Annotated in this window: 15 protein-coding genes; 13 read left to right on the top strand and 2 right to left on the bottom strand. The window is 73.2% G+C overall.

Going from position 1 to position 17,774, the window contains the following annotated elements; all coding sequences use genetic code 11:
• The 11 genes from infB to GD632_RS11270 all read left to right on the top strand — a co-directional run.
• Positions 1-2,329 (top strand): translation initiation factor IF-2 (gene infB / locus GD632_RS11320; protein ID WP_152192179.1); only part of this gene is annotated, 2,329 nt, incomplete at its 5' end.
• 74 nt (positions 2,330-2,403) lie between these two features.
• Positions 2,404-2,868 (top strand): 30S ribosome-binding factor RbfA, encoded by a 465-nt coding sequence (gene rbfA, locus GD632_RS11315; RefSeq protein ID WP_152192177.1) that lies wholly within the window; start codon positions 2,404-2,406, stop codon positions 2,866-2,868.
• A gap of 7 nt (positions 2,869-2,875) precedes the next feature.
• Positions 2,876-3,640, top strand: coding sequence for a sulfite exporter TauE/SafE family protein (locus GD632_RS11310; RefSeq protein WP_226924813.1), 765 nt, complete (start codon positions 2,876-2,878; stop codon positions 3,638-3,640).
• A 52-nt stretch (positions 3,641-3,692) separates the two neighbouring features.
• A complete protein-coding gene (truB, locus tag GD632_RS11305) occupies positions 3,693-4,631 on the top strand; it encodes a tRNA pseudouridine(55) synthase TruB (RefSeq protein WP_152192171.1) in 939 nt (312 codons plus the stop codon).
• An 83-nt stretch (positions 4,632-4,714) separates the two neighbouring features.
• On the top strand, positions 4,715-6,100 hold the full coding sequence (locus GD632_RS11300) for a NupC/NupG family nucleoside CNT transporter (RefSeq protein ID WP_226924812.1): 1,386 nt from the start codon (positions 4,715-4,717) through the stop codon (positions 6,098-6,100).
• Positions 6,101-6,162: 62 nt separating this feature from the next.
• Positions 6,163-7,110 (top strand): bifunctional riboflavin kinase/FAD synthetase, encoded by a 948-nt coding sequence (locus tag GD632_RS11295; protein WP_152192169.1) that lies wholly within the window; start codon positions 6,163-6,165, stop codon positions 7,108-7,110.
• A 93-nt stretch (positions 7,111-7,203) separates the two neighbouring features.
• Positions 7,204-7,473 carry a 30S ribosomal protein S15 gene (rpsO, locus tag GD632_RS11290; RefSeq protein WP_110852317.1) on the top strand — a complete coding sequence of 90 codons (270 nt, stop codon included), beginning with the start codon at positions 7,204-7,206 and terminating at the stop codon, positions 7,471-7,473.
• Positions 7,474-7,686: 213 nt separating this feature from the next.
• Positions 7,687-10,050 carry a polyribonucleotide nucleotidyltransferase gene (locus GD632_RS11285; protein WP_152192167.1) on the top strand — a complete coding sequence of 788 codons (2,364 nt, stop codon included), beginning with the start codon at positions 7,687-7,689 and terminating at the stop codon, positions 10,048-10,050.
• Positions 10,043-11,392 (top strand): M16 family metallopeptidase, encoded by a 1,350-nt coding sequence (locus GD632_RS11280; RefSeq protein ID WP_152192165.1) that lies wholly within the window; start codon positions 10,043-10,045, stop codon positions 11,390-11,392. The genes GD632_RS11285 and GD632_RS11280 overlap by 8 nt, the downstream gene beginning before the upstream one ends.
• Before the next feature lie 345 nt (positions 11,393-11,737).
• Entirely contained in the window at positions 11,738-12,490 is a 753-nt protein-coding gene (gene dapB, locus GD632_RS11275) for a 4-hydroxy-tetrahydrodipicolinate reductase (RefSeq protein ID WP_152192163.1), read from the top strand.
• Positions 12,491-12,553: 63 nt separating this feature from the next.
• Positions 12,554-13,438 carry a serine/threonine-protein kinase gene (locus GD632_RS11270; RefSeq protein ID WP_193311449.1) on the top strand — a complete coding sequence of 295 codons (885 nt, stop codon included), beginning with the start codon at positions 12,554-12,556 and terminating at the stop codon, positions 13,436-13,438.
• Between the two features lie 4 nt (positions 13,439-13,442).
• Here the strand turns inward: GD632_RS11270 and GD632_RS11265 are convergent, their stop codons facing one another.
• A complete protein-coding gene (locus GD632_RS11265; protein WP_152192158.1) occupies positions 13,443-14,387 on the bottom strand; it encodes a nucleoside hydrolase in 945 nt (314 codons plus the stop codon).
• Between the two features lie 21 nt (positions 14,388-14,408).
• Positions 14,409-15,035, bottom strand: a complete 627-nt coding sequence (locus GD632_RS11260) for a GNAT family N-acetyltransferase (protein WP_152192206.1) — start codon at positions 15,033-15,035, stop codon at positions 14,409-14,411.
• An 86-nt stretch (positions 15,036-15,121) separates the two neighbouring features.
• Between GD632_RS11260 and dapA the strand changes: the two genes are divergently transcribed.
• Both dapA and GD632_RS11250 read left to right on the top strand, forming a co-directional pair.
• A complete protein-coding gene (dapA, locus tag GD632_RS11255; protein WP_152192156.1) occupies positions 15,122-16,021 on the top strand; it encodes a 4-hydroxy-tetrahydrodipicolinate synthase in 900 nt (299 codons plus the stop codon).
• The gene (locus GD632_RS11250) at positions 16,018-17,703 is read left to right on the top strand and encodes a ribonuclease J (RefSeq protein ID WP_152192154.1); all 1,686 of its coding nucleotides are present in this window, start codon (positions 16,018-16,020) and stop codon (positions 17,701-17,703) included. The genes dapA and GD632_RS11250 overlap by 4 nt, the downstream gene beginning before the upstream one ends.
• The last annotated feature ends 71 nt before the right edge of the window (positions 17,704-17,774 follow it).

The following is a 17,774-nucleotide window of genomic DNA, read 5'->3' as shown; positions in this document are numbered from 1 at the left end:
TGGGCCGCGCCCCGGCGCCCCGCGCCCGGGCAACAACCCCTTCGCCACGAGCCAGGGCATGCCCCGGCCCGGTGGCAGCGGCGGTGCCGGCGCAGCCGGCCCGCGTCCCGGTGGCCCCCGTCCGGGCGGTCCCCGCCCCGGTGCGGGCGCTGGCGGGTCAGGCCCGCGTCCCGGCGGTGCCCCGCGCCCCGGTGGCGCACGCCCCAGCCCGGGCATGATGCCCGGCCGCAGCTCGGTCGGGACGCCTGGCGCCCCGGCTCGTGGCGGCGGCGGCGGTGGCCGTGGCCGTCCCGGCGGCGGTGGCCCCGGTGGTCCCGGTGGCGCAGGCGGTCCCGGTGGCGGCGGTCGTCCCGGCGGTTTCGCCGGTCGCGGTCGTCCCGGTGCGCGCGGCGGTACGCAGGGTGCCTTCGGGCGACCGGGCGGCCGTCCCGTGCGCGGGCGGAAGTCGAAGCGGGCGAAGCGTCAGGAGTTCGAGCAGCAGGGCGCACCGAGCCTCGGTGGCGTCCAGGTCCCCCGCGGCAACGGCACCACCGAGGTGCAGATCCGCGCCGGTGCCAGCCTCGCGGACTTCGCCGACAAGATCGACGCGAACCCCGCAGCGCTCGTGACGGTGCTCTTCCACCTCGGCGAGATGGCCACGGCCACCCAGTCGCTGGACGAGGACACCTTCAAGGCGCTCGGTGACGAGCTCGGCTACGTCATCAACATCGTCTCGCCCGAGGACGAGGACCGTGAGCTCCTCGGGGGCTTCGACATCGACCTCGACGCCGAGCTGGCCGGGGAGACGGACGAGGACCTCATGGCCCGTCCTCCGGTCGTCACCGTCATGGGTCACGTCGACCACGGAAAGACCAAGCTGCTCGACGCGATCCGCCGCACCGACGTCGTCGCCGGCGAGGCCGGTGGCATCACCCAGCACATCGGTGCCTACCAGATCTGGACCGAGCACGAGGGCCACGACCGCGCGCTCACCTTCATCGACACCCCCGGTCACGAGGCCTTCACGGCCATGCGTGCCCGTGGTGCCGACGTCACCGACATCGCGATCCTCGTGGTGGCCGCGGACGACGGCGTCATGCCCCAGACCGTGGAGGCGCTCAACCACGCGCAGTCGGCCGGTGTGCCGATCGTCGTGGCGGTCAACAAGGTGGACAAGGAGGCGGCCAACCCCGCCAAGATCCGCCAGCAGCTGACCGAGTACAACCTCGTGGCCGAGGAGTACGGCGGCGACACGATGTTCGTCGACGTCTCCGCGCTCCAGCGGATGGGCATCGACGAGCTCCTCGAGGCCGTCCTCCTCACCGCGGACGCCGCGCTGGACCTGCGGGCCAACCCCGACAAGGACGCGCGCGGCGTGGCCATCGAGGCGAACCTCGACAAGGGCCGCGGCACCGTCGCGACCGTCCTCGTCCAGTCCGGGACCCTGCACGTCGGGGACTCGATCGTCGCCGGTACCGCCCACGGGCGCGTCCGGGCGATGTTCGACGAGCACGGCGTGCCGGTCGAGCAGGCCGGCCCCGCCCGCCCGGTGCAGGTCCTGGGCCTCACCTCGGTGCCCCGCGCCGGCGACACCTTCCTCGTGGCCGGCGACGACCGCACCGCGCGGCAGATCGCCGACAAGCGGGCCGCCGCCGAGCGTGCCGCGACGCTGGCCAAGCGCCGCAAGCGCGTCTCGCTGGAGGACTTCACCGAGGCGCTCCAGCAGGGCCGGGTCGAGACCCTCAACCTCGTCCTCAAGGGCGACGTGTCCGGTGCCGTCGAGGCGCTGGAAGACTCGCTCCTCAAGATCGAGGTCGGCGACGAGGTCGCGCTGCGGATCATCCACCGCGGCGTGGGTGCCATCACCCAGAACGACGTCAACCTCGCCACGGTCGACAACGCCATCATCATCGGCTTCAACGTGAAGCCCGCGGAGCGGGTCACGGAGCTGGCCGACCGCGAGGGCGTCGACATCCGGTACTACTCGGTCATCTACCAGGCGATCGACGACGTCGAGCAGGCGCTCAAGGGCATGCTCAAGCCGGAGTACGAGGAGGTCCAGCTGGGTACCGCGGAGGTCCGCCAGGTGTTCCGCTCCTCCAAGGTCGGCAACATCGCCGGCTCGATCGTCCGCTCCGGCACGATCCGCCGGAACACCAAGGCGCGTGTCCTGCGGGACGGCGTCGTGGTGGGGGAGAACGTCAACATCGACTCCCTGCGCCGCGAGAAGGACGACGTCACCGAGGTCCGCGAGGGCTTCGAGTGCGGTATCAGCCTCGGGTCGTTCAACGACGTCACCGAGGGCGATGTCATCGAGACCTTCGAGATGCGCGAGAAGCCGCGTAGCTGACCCGTACCACCCGACGGCGTGGCGCGCACCATCCGGTGCGCGCCACGTCGCGTCCGCCCCACCAGGAGGGAACCATGGCCGACACCCCGCGGATGCGCCGCGTGAGCGACCGCATCCAGCAGATCGTCGCGTCGATGCTCGAGTCCCGCATCAAGGACCCGCGCCTCGGCTTCGTCACCGTGACGGAGGTCCGGGTCACCGGTGACCTCCAGAACGCCACCGTCTACTACACCGTGCTCGGCGACGAGCAGGCCCAGCGGGACACCGCCGCCGCCCTCGCCTCGGCGCGCGGCCACATCCGCTCGGAGGTCGGCAAGCAGCTCGGTCTGCGCCTCACGCCGACGCTCGAGTTCACGGCCGACGCCGTGCCCGAGACCGCCGCCGACCTCGAGCGCGCCCTGCGTGAGGCCGCCGAGCGCGACGCCGAGCTCGCCCGTATCGCCGCCGGCGCCACTCCCGCGGGTGAGGTCGACCCGTACCGTCGTCCCGCAGCGGACGACGCCGACGAGGCGGACGACACTGCCGACGACGCCCGCTGACCGCGCCGTGCAGGTGAGCATCCCGCGGCTCGGTGCCGCCGGTGTCGCCGTCGGGGTGCTCTCCGGCCTGCTCGGCATCGGCGGGGGAGTCGTCCTCGTCCCGCTGCTCGTCCTCCTCATGGGGATGGCGCAGAAGCGGGCGCAGGCCACCTCCCTCGCCGCCATCACGCTGACGGCCGTCGCCGGCGCCGTGAGCTACGGCGTGGCGGGCGACGTCGTCCTGGTGCCCGCCCTCGTCGTCGCGGCCGGCGGGATCGTCGGCACCCTCGTCGGTGCCGAGCTCGTCCACCGGATGTCCGAGCGCGCGCTGCGCCTCGTCTTCGCCGTCGTCATGGTCGCCGTCGCCGTCCGGATGGCCCTCGCACCGCCCGTCGAGGGTGCCGGCGACCTCGCCCACCTCGACCCGCCGGTCCTCGCCGGGTACGTGGGCGCCGGGCTCCTCATGGGGCTGCTGTCCGCGCTGGTCGGGATCGGCGGCGGGGTCGTCATGGTGCCGCTCCTCGTCATCGGCTTCGGGTTCTCCCCGCACGAGGCGCAGGGCACCTCGCTCGCCGTCATGGTCCCCGTCTCCCTCATGGGCGCGTGGCGCCACGCCCGCCGCGGCTACACCGACTGGCGTGCGGGCCTGATCCTCGGCGCCGGCGGTGTCCTCGGCGCCCCGCTCGGGGCGCTGCTCGCCCAGGCGGTGCCCGAGGAGTGGCTGCAGCGGCTGTTTGCGGTGCTCCTCGTCTACTCCGCCGTCCAGCTCGTCCTCAAGGCCCGCAGGCGCTGACCAGCCGCCGGCGGCGACGGGGGTGGGACGGTGACGCTGCTAGCGTCGCCGGGTGACTGAGCGACGTACTCCCTCCGGTGCCGCCGACCCCGTCGACGGGCTCCTCGTCGTCGACAAGCCGACCGGGTGGACGAGCCACGACGTCGTCGGCCGTGTGCGGCGGCTGGCCGGCACCCGCAAGGTCGGGCACGCCGGGACCCTGGACCCGATGGCGACCGGTGTCCTCGTCCTCGGCGTCAACCGCGCCACCCGGCTGCTCACCTACCTCGTCGGCGCGGACAAGGAGTACACGGCGACGGTCCGCCTCGGTCAGGCCACCGTGACCGACGACGCCGAGGGTGACGTCACGGCAGCCGCCGGGGCGGCCGACGTCGACGAGGACGCTCTCGCGGCCGCCGTCGCCGCCCTGCGCGGGCCGATCGAGCAGGTCCCCAGCTCCGTCAGCGCGATCAAGGTCGACGGCAAGCGCTCCTACGCCCGCGTCCGCGGCGGGGAGGAGGTCGAGCTCGCGTCCCGGCCCGTGACCATCCACCGTCTCGACGTGCTCGCGCAGCGGACGGCCACGGCGCAGGACGGCACCGCCGTCACCGACCTCGACGTCGTGGTCGGGTGCTCCTCGGGCACCTACGTCCGTGCCCTCGCCCGCGACCTCGGGATGGCGCTCGGCACCGGGGGCCACCTCACCGCCCTGCGGCGCACCGTCGTGGGTCCCTTCGCCCTCGACGGCGCGGCGGACCTCGACGCCCTCGGTGCCGCGCACGCCGAGGGCCGGCCCGTGCGGCTGCTCTCGCTGACCGACGCGTGCCGGGCCGCCTTCACCGTCCGCGAGCTCACCGAGCGCGAGGCGACGGCGGTCCGTTACGGGCAGCGGGTGGACGCGACCGGGCAGGACGGCCCGGTGGCCGCGCTGGCCCCGGGCGGCCACGTCGTCGCCCTCCTCGAGGACCGCGGCGCGCAGGCCCGCCCCGTCCTCGTCCTCGACCCCGCCTGAGGCCCTCCGCGCCCCTCTCCGCGCGAGCCACGCCCGGGTATGCCACCCTGCCCGGACGGCGTCACACGACGGGAGGGGGAGCTGTGCTCCAGGTGCTGTGGGGACTGGGCGGCATGGTCGTCGTCCTCGGGATCGCGTGGCTGCTGTCGGTCGACCGACGGCGGATCAGCTACCGCACCGTGTCCCTCGCCCTGCTCGTGCAGATCGTGTTCGGCGTCCTCGTCCTGTACGTGCCCGCCGGCCAGCGGGTCCTCGAGGCGGTGACCTCGGGCGTGCAGTCGGTGATCAACTCCTCCGCCGCGGGCATCGACTTCCTCTTCGGCCCGATCCTGCCGGACGAGGGGTCGGTGTTCGCCTTCCAGGTGCTGCCGGTCATCGTCTTCTTCGCCGCCCTCACCGCGGTGCTCTACCACGTGGGTCTCCTCCAGCTCGTCACCCGCTGGATCGGCGGCGGGCTGGCGAAGCTGCTGGGGACCACCGGGCCGGAGTCGATGAACGCCGCGGCCAACATCTTCGTCGGTCAGACGGAGGCGCCCCTCGTCATCCGTCCCTACATCAAGGACATGACGCCCTCGGAGATCTTCGCCGTCATGGCCGGTGGCCTCACCACGGTCGCGGGCTCCGTCCTCGTCGGCTACTCCCTGCTCGGCGCGAACCTCGAGTACCTCATCGCCGCGAGCTTCATGGCGGCCCCCGCGGGCCTGCTCATGGCGAAGATGCTCGTCCCTGCCGGCGCCGTCGCGGACATCGGTCCCAACGCGGAGGCAGCCACCCCGGACACGCCCGTCACCGACCCCGACGACGGCGCGACCGCCGCCCGCCGCGGCGGCGGGTCCCGGCTCGCGGCGGCCTTCCGTCGTGGGTCCCGCCGGGGCGGGACCCACGAGGGGCGGGACGAGCTCGTCCGTCGCGCCCGCGGGGAGGACACCCCGGAGGAGGACGAGGGGAGGCCCCCCGCCAACGTCATCGACGCCGCCGCCCGGGGCGCGTCCGACGGCCTCACCCTCGCGCTCAACGTCGGCGCGATGCTCCTCGCCTTCATCTCCCTCATCGCGCTGGCCAACATCGTCGTCGGTGGGATCGGCGGGTGGTTCGGCAACGACGACCTCAGCGTCGAGGAGATCCTCGGCTACGTCTTCTCCCCGGTCATGGCGGCGGTCGGCGTCCCCCTCCACGAGGCGGTCGACGCCGGCAGCTTCCTCGGCCAGAAGGTCATCCTCAACGAGTTCGTCGCCTTCTCCGACTTCGCCCCCAGGGCCGAGGAATTCAGCGAGAAGTCCCAGGCCGTCATCACCTTCACGCTCACCGGCTTCGCCAACCTCGGCTCCCTCGCCATCCTCCTCGGTGGGCTCGGCGGTATCGCTCCCACGCAGCGCAGCGTCATCGCCACCCTCGGCCTGCGGGCGGTCCTCGCGGGCACGCTCGGCAACCTCCTGTCGGCGGCCATCGCCGGGATCCTCATCGGCTGAGCCGAGGTAGTCTCGGCTGCGGCCCGCAGCCAGCGACCGCCGACGACAGAAGGAGCCCCAGCGTGCAGGTGTGGCACGGCATCGAGCAGATCCCCGACGGTCTGAGCGGCAGTGTCGTCACCATCGGCAACTTCGACGGCGTCCACCGCGGGCACCGGGCCGTCCTCACGGCCACCACGGAGCGGGCCCACGCGCTCGGTGTCCCCGCAGTCGCCATCACCTTCGACCCGCACCCCGCGCAGGTCCACCGCCCCGGGACGACGCCGCCGCTCCTCACCGGTCTCACCGACCGCCTCGCCCTCCTTGCCGAGGTGGGCATCGACGTCACGCTCGTCCTCCACTACACCCTCGACCTCGCCGCGCTCACCCCCGAGGAGTTCGTCACCGGGTACCTGCGCGACGCGCTGCGGGCCCGCGCCGTCGTCGTCGGGCACGACGCACGCTTCGGCCGCGGCAACTCCGGTGACCAGCACACGATGGCGGCCCTCGGGCGGGAGCACGGGTTCGTCGTCGACGTCGTCGAGGACGTCGGGGTGGACCGTCGCTGGTCCTCGAGCTGGGCGCGCGAGCTCGTCGAGGCGGGGAACGTCGCCGCGGCCGCGACCATCCTCGGCCGTCCCCACCGGATGCGCGGCGTCGTCGTCCGCGGGCAGGCCCGGGGACGGGACCTCGGCTTCCCGACGGCCAACCTCGCCCCGTCCGCCACCGGCACCGTCCCCGCCGACGGCGTGTACGCCGGCTGGCTGCGCCGCCACGCGGGCACGGGGGAGCGGCTGCCCGCCGCGATCTCCGTCGGGACCAACCCCACCTTCGGGGACATCGCTGAGCGCATCGTCGAGGCGCACGTCATCGGACGCACCGACCTCGACCTGTACGACGAGGAGGTCGTCGTCGAGTTCGTCGACCGGCTCCGCCCGACCCTGCGCTACGAGGGTGTCGAGGCGCTCGTCGCCCAGATGCGCCTCGACGTCACCGACGCGCTCGCCGTGCTGGGCGAGTCCGCCGTCTGATAGCATCATCTCTTGCCGTAGATCGGCCGCGGATGCGTCATGCCCGGGTGGACATGCCCCGGTGCTCCGCGCAACGACACCCTAGGAGAACCCGTGCCCCTCGCTGCAGACGTCAAGCAGTCCATCATCGCCGAGTACGCCACCCACGAGGGCGACACCGGTTCGCCGGAGGTCCAGATCGCGATGCTCAGCCGTCGCATCCTCGACCTCACCGAGCACCTCAAGACCCACAAGCACGACCACCACAGCCGTCGTGGTCTGCTGCTCCTCGTCGGCCAGCGCCGCAACCTGCTCAAGTACCTGCAGCGGGTCGACATCGAGCGGTACCGCACCCTGATCGGGCGCCTCGGACTGCGTCGCTGACACTCGCGCCGGCTCGGACCCTCACGGGTCCGGGCCGGCTGCGCATGTCCGCCGGTCACGGCGGACGACAACTCCACACACACCACCACCGCGCCGGACGTACCGTGCCGGTTTTCGGTAGTGGCCCCCGGAAGACCGGTCTCACCGGTGAGTCCGTGGGCCTCGATCGAAGGCCGCCGGGCGCCGCGCGACGACAACGAAGGAGGGCACCCCATGGAGGGACCCGAGATCACGTCCGCCGAAGCCGTCATCGACAACGGCACGTTCGGCACCCGCACCGTCCGCTTCGAGACCGGCCGCCTGGCCCGTCAGGCTGCCGGCTCCGCCGTCGCGTACCTCGACGAGGACACGATGCTGCTGTCGGCCACCACGTTCGGGAAGAACCCGAAGGACCACTTCGACTTCTTCCCGCTGACCGTGGACGTCGAGGAGCGCCAGTACGCCGCCGGCAAGATCCCCGGCTCGTTCTTCCGCCGCGAGGGCCGTCCCTCGACCGAGGCCATCCTCGCCTGCCGCCTCATCGACCGCCCGCTGCGCCCGTCCTTCGCCAAGGGCCTGCGCAACGAGGTCCAGGTCGTCGAGACCGTTCTCGCGATCCACCCCGACGACTCCTACGACGTCCTGGCGATCAACGCCGCGTCGATGTCGACCCAGATCTCCGGTCTGCCCTTCTCCGGGCCGATCGGCGGCACCCGCATCGCCCTCATCGACGGCCAGTGGGTCGCCTTCCCGCGCTACTCCGAGCTCGAGCGGGCCGTCTTCTCGATGGTCGTCGCCGGCCGCGTCGTCACCGACGCGCAGGGCACCGAGGACGTCGCGGTCATGATGGTCGAGGCCGAGGCCACGGACAACGCCTGGACGCTCATCAAGGAGCAGGGCGCCACCGCCCCGACCGAGGACGTCGTCGCCCAGGGCCTGGAGGCCGCCAAGCCGTTCATCCTCGCGCTGTGCCACGCGCAGAGCGAGCTCGCGGAGAAGACCTCCAAGCCCACCACCGAGCTGCCGCGCTTCCTCGACTACTCCACCGAGGAGTACGAGGCCGTCGTCGGTCACGCCGCCAAGGACCTCGCCGCGGCCATCGCCATCGCGGGCAAGCACGAGCGCGAGGCGCGTCTCGACGAGATCAAGAAGGCCACCCTCGAGGCGCTCGCCGGGCAGTTCCCCGACGCCGAGAAGAACCTCTCCGCCGCCTTCCGCGCTGCCACCAAGCACTTCGTGCGCCAGCGCGTCCTCACCGACGGCGTGCGCATGGACGGACGCGGCCTGCGTGACATCCGCACCCTGTCCGCCGAGGTCGACGTGCTCCCGCGCGTCCACGGCTCGGCGCTCTTCGAGCGCGGCGAGACGCAGATCATGGGCGTCACCACGCTCAACATGCTCCGCATGGAGCAGCAGCTCGACACGCTCTCCCCGCAGACGCGCAAGCGCTACATGCACAACTACAACTTCCCGCCCTACTCCACCGGTGAGACCGGTCGCGTGGGCTCGCCCAAGCGTCGCGAGATCGGCCACGGCGCCCTCGCCGAGCGCGCCCTCATGCCGGTCCTGCCCTCCCGCGAGGAGTTCCCCTACGCGATCCGGCAGGTCTCCGAGGCGCTGGGCTCCAACGGCTCCACCTCGATGGGCTCGGTCTGCGCCTCGACGCTGTCCCTGTACAACGCCGGTGTGCCGCTGCGCGCCCCCGTGGCGGGCATCGCCATGGGCCTCATGACCGACGAGGTCGACGGTGAGACCCGCTACGCGGCGCTCACCGACATCCTCGGCGCCGAGGACGCCTTCGGCGACATGGACTTCAAGGTCGCCGGTACCCGTGAGTTCGTCACGGCCATCCAGCTGGACACCAAGCTCGACGGCATCCCCTCCTCCGTGCTCACCGGTGCCCTGTCCCAGGCCCGCGACGCGCGCCTGCACATCCTCGACGTCATGACCGAGGTCATCGACGCCCCCGACGACATGGCCCCGACGGCGCCCCGCGTCATCACGGTCAAGGTCCCCGTCGACAAGATCGGTGAGGTCATCGGCCCCAAGGGCAAGATGATCAACCAGATCCAGGAGGACACCGGCGCGGACATCTCCATCGAGGACGACGGCACCGTCTACATCGGTGCGACCGACGGCCCCTCGGCCGAGGCCGCCCGCCAGGCGGTCAACGCCATCGCCAACCCGCAGATGCCCGAGATCGGCGAGCGCTTCGTCGGGACCGTCGTCAAGACGACGACCTTCGGCGCCTTCGTCTCCCTGTCCCCGGGCAAGGACGGCCTGCTCCACATCTCCCAGATCCGCCGGCTCGTCGGTGGCAAGCGCGTGGAGAACGTCGAGGACGTCCTCGGGGTGGGCCAGCAGGTCCAGGTCGAGCTCGCCGAGATCGACCCCCGCGGCAAGCTCTCCCTCCACGCCGTCGTCGACGACGAGGAGCAGGGCGAGGCCGCCGAGGGTGCGGCCCCCGAGGCCGCCGAGGCGACCGAGTCCGGCGAGGAGCGGGGCGAGCGCGAGGAGCGTCCGCGCCGCGAGGGCGGCGGCCGCCGTCGCGAGCGTCGCACCCGCACGCGGGAGGACGGCGACAGCGCCGGTGCCTGAGGCACTTCCCCTCGGCCCGGCCGGTGAGCCGGGCACCGAGATCCTGCTGGAGCAGGACGGCAGCGTCATCCGGCGCTCCGTCCTGCCCGGCGGGATCCGCGTGCTGAGCGAGGCCATGCCGGCCCAGCGCTCGGCCACGATCGGGGCCTGGGTGGCCGTCGGCTCGCGCGACGAGACCGACGGCCACCACGGCTCCACCCACTTCCTCGAGCACCTGCTGTTCAAGGGCACCCCGCGCCGGGACGCGATGGACATCGCCGTCGCCTTCGACGCCGTCGGTGGGGAGGCGAACGCCGCCACCGGCAAGGAGCACACCTGCTACTACGCGCGGGTGCTCGACGCCGATCTGCCCATGGCGGTGGACGTCATCACCGACATGGTGACCTCGGCCCTCCTCGACGCCGAGGAGTTCGAGACCGAGCGCGGCGTCATCCTCGAGGAGCTGGCGATGGCGGGGGACGACCCCGTCGACGTCGCCCACGAGCAGTTCGCCACCGCGGTCCTCGGTCCGCACCCCCTCGGGCGCCCGATCGGCGGCACGCCGGCGACCATCCGTGGCGTGCCCCGGGAGGCCGTGCTCGAGCACTACCGGCGCACCTACGTGCCCAGCGAGCTCGTCGTCACCGCCGCCGGCGCCGTCGACCACGACGAGCTGTGCCGCCAGGTCCTCGACGCCGTCCGCGCGGGCGGCTGGGAGCTCGACCCCGCCGGCCGGCCCGCCGCGCGTCGCACCGCCGGGGACGACGCGCTGCCCGACGAGGGCCGCGCACTCACGCTGCACCGCACCACGGAGCAGGCCAACGTCATCCTCGGCTGCCAGGGCCTGCCCGCCGGCGACGACCGCCGGTGGGCGCTGTCGGTCCTCATGACCGCTCTCGGCGGCGGGATGAGCTCGCGCCTGTTCCAGGAGATCCGTGAGCGGCGCGGCCTGGCCTACTCGACCTACGCCTTCGCCTCCTCGTACGCCGAGGCCGGCGTCGTGGGGCTGTACGCCGGCTGCGCGCCGGAGAACACCGCGCAGGTCGTCCAGCTCCTCGGCGAGGAGCTGGACCGCATCGCCGCCGCGCCGCTGCCGGCCGAGGAGCTCGAGCGGGCCGTCGGCCAGCTCAGCGGCAACCTCGTCCTCGGGCTGGAGGACACCGGCTCGCGGATGTCCCGGCTGGGACGCGCGGAGATCGTCCACGGCGAGCTGACGACCGTCGCCGAGACGCTCGAGCGCGTCTCGGCGGTCACCGCGGAGCAGGTGCGGGAGCTGGCCGTCGAGCTCGCGGGCCGGCCCCGCTCGCTCGTCGTCGTCGGCCCCTTCGACCACGACCTCGCCGGCGAGATCCTCGCCTCATGACGCACCGCCGCCCGTCGGCCCTCGCGCCCTAGCGCCGACAGCCGAGTTACCGTCGACAGCCGACTTACCGTCGACAGCCGACCTACCGTCGACAGCCGACTTACCGTCGACAGCCGACTTGCCGACAACTCGGCCGTCGGCGAGAAGTCGGCTGTCGGTGACAACTCGGCTGTGGGCGAGAAGTCGGCTGTCGGTGACAACTCGGCTGTGGGTGAGAAGTCGGCTGTCGGCGACAACTCGGCTGTGGGCGAGAAGTCGGCTGGCGGCGACGGGGCGGGGCTCGACCGGCTCCGGCTACCGGGACCGCCCGGCCGCCCGCGGAGGACCCGGCTTATGCTCGCGGGCATGAGTGATTCCATCAGGGTGGCCGTGCTGGGTGCCGACGGGCGGATGGGCGCCACCGTGTGCCGCGCCGTCGAGGACGCCCCGGACCTCCGGCTCGTCGCCCGTCTCGAGCGGGACGACGACGTCGCCTCGCTGGCCGGGCGGGCGGACGTCGCGGTCGACTTCACCGTCCCCTCCGTCACCGAGGCGAACGTCCACGCGCTCCTCGACGCCGGGGTGCACGCCGTCGTCGGCACGACGGGCTGGGACGACGCGGCGCTCGCCCGCGTGGAGGAGCACGTCGCACGCACCGACGGGCTCGGCGTCCTCGTCGCGCCGAACTTCGCGCTGTCGGCCGTGCTCGCCATGCAGTTCGCCGCGACCGCGGCCCGTTACTTCGAGTCGGCGGAGGTCGTCGAGCTCCACCACCCGAACAAGGTCGACGCCCCGTCGGGGACGGCGCTGGCGACCGCCCGCGGCATCGCCGCCGCGCGCCGCGACGCCGGCCTGGGTGCGATGCCCGACGCCACGGAGAGCCAGCTCGACGGTGCCCGAGGTGCCGTCGTCGACGGCGTCCACGTCCACGCCGTCCGTCTCCGCGGGCTCGTCGCCCACGAGGAGGTCGTCCTCGGCAACCCGGGGGAGCAGCTGACGATCCGTACCGACTCCTTCGACCGCGAGAGCTTCATGCCCGGCGTCCTTCTCGCCGTGCGCGAGGTGGGCGCCCGCCCGGGGCTGACCGTCGGGCTGGAGCACGTCCTCGACCTCCGCTGAGCCCCCGCGACGGCCGGGGCTGCCAAGAGGCGACGGGGCGCACCACGCACCACAATGGCGGGCGTGACTCGACTCGCGGACAGGTATGAGCTGCGGCGCGTCGTCGGGCGTGGCGGGATGGGACGGGTGTGGGCGGCCCGCGACGTCTGGTCCGGCCGTGAGGTCGCGGTCAAGACCGCGCTGCCGGGGGAGGGCGGTGCGCTGCGCCGCGAGGCGGCGCTCGCCGCTGCGGTCGACCACCCCGGAGTCGTCGACGTCCACGACGTGGGTCACGACGGCGTCACCGCCTACCTCGTCATGGAGCTCGTCGACGGACCGGACCTCGCGGCCGTCCTGGACGACGGGCCCGTACCGCCGACGGAGGCGATGCGCATCGGCCACGGCGTCGCCGACGCGCTGGCCGCCGTCCACGGTGCCGGCGTGGTCCACGCCGACGTCAAGCCCGCGAACGTCGTCCTCACCGACGACACCGTCGTGCTCGTCGACTTCGGCGTCGCTGCCGCCTCGCAGGACGACGCCGGCCCCGTGACGTTCGGGACGGCTCCCTACATGGCTCCCGAGCAGGTGGCGTCGGCGCCGGCGACCCCGGCGAGCGACGTGTACGCCCTGGGCTGCCTCCTCACGGCGACGCTCACCGGCCGGCCACCGTTCACCGCCGACTCGCCGACGGAAGTGCTCCAGCACCACGTGCGGGCCTCGGCCCCGCGTCTGCGCGAGCTCCTGCCCGACGTGCCCGCGCGGCTGGACGACCTCGTGGCGAGGATGCTCGACAAGGACCCGGCCGCTCGCTGCTCGGCCGCGGAGGTCCGCGACCTGCTGGCCGAGCTGCGCGAGGAGCCCGTGCTCCCGGCCACCCCGCTACGGTCCGTCCGGGACCGGGCGAGCCGGCTCGACCCGGACGCCACCCGCCCGATCCTCGAGCTCCTTCAGCTGCCCTCCGCGGCCTGACCGGTCACCCGGAGGACCGGCTCCCGAGGGCGGCGATCGCCGCGACCGTCATGTCCCAGAGTCGCTCACGGTCCAGCTCCACGGCCACCGAGGTCGCGAGCGGCCGGCCGAGGTCACCGTCGAAGTCGGTGACCGTCATGCCGGTGGTCCACCGCCCCGCCGTCTCCACCGTGACGAAGGCGTCCCGGTAGGTCATGACACCGGGGTCGAGGGCGGCGGCCACCGCGCACAGGTCGTGCACCGCCGGCGCGGGGAAGCCGCGCCGCGCGTAGGCGTCGGCGAAGAACTCGAGCAGCTCGTCGACGAACGCGGCCAGGGGGGTGCTCAGCGCCCGGACCCGGCCGCGGAACGCGTCGTCGGCGAGGGCCTGGTGGGTGAGGTCCAGCCCCACCATGGTCACCGGCCACGCCGCGGCGAACACGGCACCGGCCGCTTCCGGGTCGGCGAGGATGTTGAACTCGGCGGCCGGGGTGCGGTTGCCCCGGGTGTAGCTGCCGCCCATGAGCACCACCCGCTTGACGCGGTCCGCGAGGCGCGGCTCGAGGGCGAGCGCCAGGGCGATGTTCGTCAGCGGGCCGGTGGGGACGATCGTCACCGTGCCCGGCTCGTGGGAGAGGACCGTCTCGACGATGAGCTCGGCGGCCCGACGCTCGTCCAGGCCGACGGTCGGGGCGGGCAGCACCGGGCCGTCCAGGCCGCTGTCCCCGTGGTAGTCGGGCGCGACGATGGCCTCCCGAGCGAGCGGTCCCGCGGCGCCGCGCGCGACCGGCACGTCGACCCCGACGACCGTGCACACCGCACGGGCGTTGCGGGTGACCTTGTCGATGGTCTGGTTGCCGGCGACGGTCGTCACGGCCAGCAGCTCGCAGCGCGGGTCGCCGGCGGCGAGGAGGATCGCCAGCGCGTCGTCGTGGCCCGGGTCGCAGTCGAGGAGGATCTTCTCGGTCATGGACCGAGTGTGGCTCCGGGCTCAGATCTGGGCGAACCAGCAGCTCTCGACGACGTCGCCCGCACCGGTCGTGAGGACCCGGCGCGGGCCGGCCGGCGCGAAACCGGCCGAGGAGAGGAAGCGGGTGCGGGCGTCGTCCTCCTGGCCGGCCCACATGACGAGCGAGGTCGCGCCGGTCTCCCCGGCGAGGTCGACGCACGCCGCGAGCAGCCGGGAGCCGTGCCCCTCGCGCGTGTGGGAGGCCTCCACCTCCAGCGCCAGCACCTCCACCGGGACGTCCCCCGCGGCCTCGGGCAGGTCCACGCCGTCCGCCGGGGCGAAGGCGAGGAAGCCGACCACCTCCGCCCCCGCGCAGGCCGCGAGGACTCGGTGGCGCTGGCTCGGCGGGGTGGTGACGGCCGCCTGCCACTGCGCGGTCACGGCGGAGGTGTCGACCACGCCGAGCTCCTCCTCGGTGATGATCCCGCGGGCGCGCCACGCCGCCAGCTGCAGCGCGGTGACGAGCGCGGCGTCCTCGGGGACGGCCGGGCGGACGGACAGGTCCGCCGTCGGGCCGTGGTCGTGACCCGCGTGGGGGTCGTCGTCGGGCAGGGCGCCGGCCGCCAGGGCGCCGAGCAGGTCGTCCGCGTCGTGCGGCGTGCTGTCCATCCTCACCCCCGCAGGCTACCGGCGCCGGGCGGTCACGGTGCGGACCGCTGCGGTCCCTCGCCCGGGCGGACGGTACCGTCGTCCCCATGAACGCCGCCGCACCCTCGCGCACCTTCGGCTCGGTGTCGGTCGCCATGGTGACCCCCTTCCACGCCGACGGCACGGTCGACGTGCCCACCGCGCAGCAGCTGGCCGTCGACCTCGTCGACGCCGGCTGCGACAGCCTCGTCGTCAACGGCACCACCGGGGAGTCCTCGACCACCCACCAGCCCGAGAAGGACGCCCTCGTGCGCGGCGTCGTCGAGGCGGTCGGGGACCGCGCCATGGTCATCGCCGGCGCCGGGTCGAACGACACCGCCCACGCCGTGCGCATCGCCAAGAGCGCCGAGCGCACCGGCGCCCACGGGCTGCTCGTCGTCTCCCCGTACTACAACCGGCCCTCCCAGGAGGGTGTCCACACCCACATCCGCACCATCGCCGACGCGACCGGCCTGCCGGTCATGCTCTACGACATCCCCGGGCGGACCGGGGTGGCGATCGGCGACGAGATCCTCGACCGCCTCGCCGAGCACCCGCTGATCCTCGCGGTGAAGGACGCGACCGGTGACGTGCCCCACGGTTTCGAGCGCATGGCCCGCACCGGCCTGGAGTACTACTCCGGCGACGACGGCCTCAACTTCGCCTGGCTCGCGCACGGCGCCTCCGGCGTCGTCAGCGTCGTCGGGCACCTCGCGGCCGGCGCCTACGCCGAGATGGTCGCCGAGGTCGACGACGGCGACCTCGTCGCCGCCCGCGCCGTCGCCAACCGCACACGCGGCCTGGTCAATGCCATCATGGGAGGTGGCCAGGGCGCCGTCATGGTCAAGGAGGCACTTCACCTCCAGGGCCGGCTGCCCAGCCCGGCCGTGCGGCTGCCGCTCGTGCGCGCCGCGGAGAACGAGATCGCGGCACTGGAGACGGTGCTGCGCCAGGAAGGACTTCTGTGAGCCACACCCACCCCGACCTCGCGCCGCCCGGGCCCCTTGCCCCAGGTGCGCTGCGCGTCGTCGCCCTCGGAGGCCTGGGTGAGGTCGGCCGCAACATGGCCGTCCTCGAGTACGAGGGCCGCCTGCTCATCATCGACTGCGGTGTGCTCTTCCCCGAGGACCACCAGCCCGGCGTCGACCTCATCCTCCCGGACTTCGACTACATCGCCGACCGCATGGGCGACGTCGAGGCGATCGTCCTCACGCACGGTCACGAGGACCACATCGGGGCGGTGCCCTACCTCCTGCGCCTGCGCCAGGACATCCCGCTCATCGGCTCCCAGCTCACCCTCGCGTTCATCGAGGCCAAGCTCAAGGAGCACCGCATCACCCCCCGCACCCGCGCGGTGAAGGAGGGGCAGGTCGAGCGCTTCGGGCCCTTCGACACCGAGTTCGTCGCCGTCAACCACTCCATCCCGGACGCGCTGGCGGTCATGGTGCGCACCGGCGCGGGCAACGTGCTCCACACCGGCGACTTCAAGATGGACCAGCTGCCGCTCGACGGCCGGATCACCGACCTGCGCGCCTTCGCCCGTCTCGGCGAGGAGGGCGTGGACCTGTTCATGACCGACTCGACCAACGCCGAGGTCCCCGGCTTCACCACGGCCGAGGCCGAGATCGGCCCCGTCCTCGACTCCGTGTTCGCCGACGCTACCCAGAAGATCGTCGTCGCCTCCTTCGCCTCGCACGTGCACCGGGTGCAGCAGGTGCTCGACGCCGCCTACGCCCACCGCCGGAAGGTCGCGTTCGTCGGCCGCTCGATGGTGCGGAACATGAAGATCGCCTCAGACCTGGGCTACCTCCACGTCCCGGAGGACACCGTCGTCGACATCAAGCAGGTCGACGACCTGCGCGACGACGAGCTCGTCCTCATGGCGACGGGCTCCCAGGGCGAGCCGATGGCGGCGCTGAGCCGCATCGCGAACCGTGACCACCGCGTCGCAGTGGGGCCGGGGGACACGGTGATCTTCGCGTCCTCCCTCATCCCGGGCAACGAGAACTCGGTCTACCGGGTCATCAACGGGCTCACGCGGCTCGGTGCGAAGGTCGTCCACCAGGCGAACGCTCGCGTGCACGTCTCCGGCCACGCCAGCGCCGGGGAGCTCCTCTACTGCTACAACATCGTCAAGCCGCGCAACGTCATGCCGGTGCACGGCGAGATCCGCCACCTCGTCGCCAACGGGGCGCTCGCCGTCAAGACCGGGGTGCCCGCGGAGCGGGTCGTGCTCGCCGAGGACGGCGTCGTCGTCGATCTCGTCGACGGCAGGGCCCGCATCGTCGGGGCCGTCCCGAGCCGCTACGTCTACGTCGACGGCTCGAGCGTCGGGGAGATCACCGAGGCCGAGCTCAAGGACCGCCGCATCCTCGGCGAGGAGGGCTTCATCTCGATCTTCGCCGCCGTGGACTCCGCGACCGGCGCCGTCGTCGCCGGCCCGCACATCCAGGCACGCGGCATGGCCGAGGACGAGTCGGTCTTCGACGGGATCCTGCCCAAGCTCGCCGAGGAGCTCACCAGCGCGGCACGCGGCGGGGCGACGGACACCCGCCAGCTGCAGCAGGTGATGCGGCGCGTGGTGGGTCGCTGGGCGTCCAGCCGGCTGCGCCGACGGCCGATGATCATCCCGGTCGTCGTCGAGGCGTAGAGCTCGGCCGGGCCACAAAGGGGCCGCTCTCGCGTGTCCACCGGGCGATCGGTGGGCGGGGTGTGGTTCAG

Source organism: Georgenia satyanarayanai (assembly GCF_009193135.1).
Lineage (GTDB): Bacteria > Actinomycetota > Actinomycetes > Actinomycetales > Actinomycetaceae > Oceanitalea > Oceanitalea satyanarayanai.
Note: the sequence above shows the minus strand (reverse complement) of the source record. Positions and strands in the feature narration are given on the sequence as shown.

Excerpts from the sequence above, each read along its gene's own strand:
- dapB (WP_152192163.1), top strand. The coding sequence starts at position 11,738 with ATGAGTGATTCCATCAGGGTGGCCGTGCTGGGTGCCGACGGGCGGATG.
- GD632_RS11285 (WP_152192167.1), top strand. The coding sequence starts at position 7,687 with ATGGAGGGACCCGAGATCACGTCCGCCGAAGCCGTCATCGACAACGGC.
- rbfA (WP_152192177.1), top strand. The coding sequence starts at position 2,404 with ATGGCCGACACCCCGCGGATGCGCCGCGTGAGCGACCGCATCCAGCAG.
- dapA (WP_152192156.1), top strand. The coding sequence starts at position 15,122 with ATGAACGCCGCCGCACCCTCGCGCACCTTCGGCTCGGTGTCGGTCGCC.
- GD632_RS11265 (WP_152192158.1), bottom strand. The coding sequence starts at position 14,387 with ATGACCGAGAAGATCCTCCTCGACTGCGACCCGGGCCACGACGACGCG.
- GD632_RS11260 (WP_152192206.1), bottom strand. The coding sequence starts at position 15,035 with ATGGACAGCACGCCGCACGACGCGGACGACCTGCTCGGCGCCCTGGCG.